The sequence below is a fragment of the Mesorhizobium sp. M7A.F.Ca.ET.027.03.2.1 genome, assembly GCF_003999175.1.
GTDB lineage: Bacteria > Pseudomonadota > Alphaproteobacteria > Rhizobiales > Rhizobiaceae > Mesorhizobium.
In genome coordinates, this window is record NZ_RZOM01001255.1 from 1 (window position 1) to 1,575 (window position 1,575).

A 1,575-nucleotide genomic window follows, 5' to 3' on the forward strand; every position below is an offset into this window, starting at 1 on the left:
AGTAAGCCTACTGCGCATGATCTCGAGACGCGGCGCCTCCGGCAGAAATGTCAGAGGCGCCGTTCCTTTATGGTGTTCATGACGAAGCTGGTCTCGATCGAGGCGACGCATTTCAGCCGCGCGATCTTTTCCTTGATGAAGCGCTCGTATTGTTCGAGGCTTTCCGTCACCACTTTCAGCACATAGTCGCGCGAACCGGTGACGAGGTGGCATTCCAGCACCTCGTCCCAGCCGCGGATCGCGTCCTCGAACATGACGATCTCGTCCTCGTTCTGGCGGCTGAGCCGGATGGTGGCGATGGCGACCATGTTCCAGCCGAAGGCTGAGGGATCGACCAGCGTGGTGTAGCCCCTGATGACACCGGTTTCCTCCAGCCGCCGCACCCGCCTCAGGCAGGGCGACGGCGACAGGCCGATCCGCTCGGCAAGCTCATTGTTGGTGATGCGGGCGTCGGCCTGCAGTTCACGCAGGATTTTCAGGTCGAAATCGTCGGCTATCTTCTGCTGCACTTTCGGTCTCTCCGGGCAATTTGTTGCGGCAATGCAGCCATGCGAGCCCAAAAATAGCAAGGACCGGCGGAACGGGATCGCATAAATTGCCGTTCACTATTTCACTCGAACAGGCAGGAAAGATCATGACCGCGCCACGCCCGTCGAAAACCCATATCGGCAACCACAAGCTCCACCCGGAGACGCTGATGCTGAGCTATGGCTTCGATCCGCAGCTTTCGGAGGGTGCGGTCAAGCCGCCGGTGTTCCTGACCTCGACCTTCGTGTTCAAGTCGGCGGAAGAAGGACGCGACTTCTTCGACTACACCTCCGGCCGCAAGGAGCCGCCGAGCGGCACGGCGTCGGGCCTGGTCTATTCGCGCTTCAACCATCCCAACAGCGAGATCGTCGAGGACCGGCTGGCGATCTATGAGGGGGCGGATGCCTGCATCCTGTTTTCATCCGGCATGTCGGCGATCGCCACCACGCTACTCGCCTATATCAGGCCGGGCGACGTCATCCTTCATTCGCAGCCGCTTTACGGCGGCACGGAGACGCTTCTGACGCGCACGCTCTCCGGCTTCGGTATCGGCGCGGTCGGTTTCGCGGATCGCGTCGATGAGACAGCGGTGCGCACGGCCGCCGACGCCGCCGTCGCGAAGGGCCGCGTGTCGGTCATCCTGATCGAAACGCCGTCAAACCCGACCAACAGCCTGGTCGATATCGCGCTGATGCGGAAGATCGCCGACGAGATCGGCGCGAGCCAAGGGTCGACGCCGATCGTCGTGTGCGACAACACGCTGCTCGGCCCGGTGTTCCAGCGGCCCATCGAACATGGCGCCGATGTCTCTGTTTATTCGCTGACCAAATATGTCGGCGGCCATTCCGACCTGATCGCGGGCGCCGCCATGGGCAGCAAGGCGGTCACCAAGCCGATCAAGGCGCTGCGCGGCGCGATCGGCACGCAGCTCGACCCGCATTCCTGCTGGATGCTTGGCCGCTCGCTGGAGACGCTGTCGATCCGCATGGAGCGGGCCAACGACAATGCGCGCCTGATCGCCGAATTCCTGCGCGACCATGCCAAGGT

General features: G+C 62.5%; 2 protein-coding genes. One reads left to right on the forward strand and one right to left on the reverse strand.

Features of this window, described 5'->3' with window-relative positions; genetic code table 11:
* Nucleotides 1-50: 50 nt before the first annotated feature.
* Nucleotides 51-509 (reverse strand): Lrp/AsnC family transcriptional regulator, encoded by a 459-nt coding sequence (locus EN750_RS33570; protein WP_127399214.1) that lies wholly within the window; start codon nucleotides 507-509, stop codon nucleotides 51-53.
* A gap of 125 nt (nucleotides 510-634) precedes the next feature.
* On the opposite strand from EN750_RS33570, the gene EN750_RS33575 reads away from it, so the two are divergent.
* Nucleotides 635-1,575: cystathionine gamma-synthase family protein (locus EN750_RS33575; protein ID WP_127399215.1), on the forward strand; the 941-nt coding region annotated here is incomplete at its 3' end.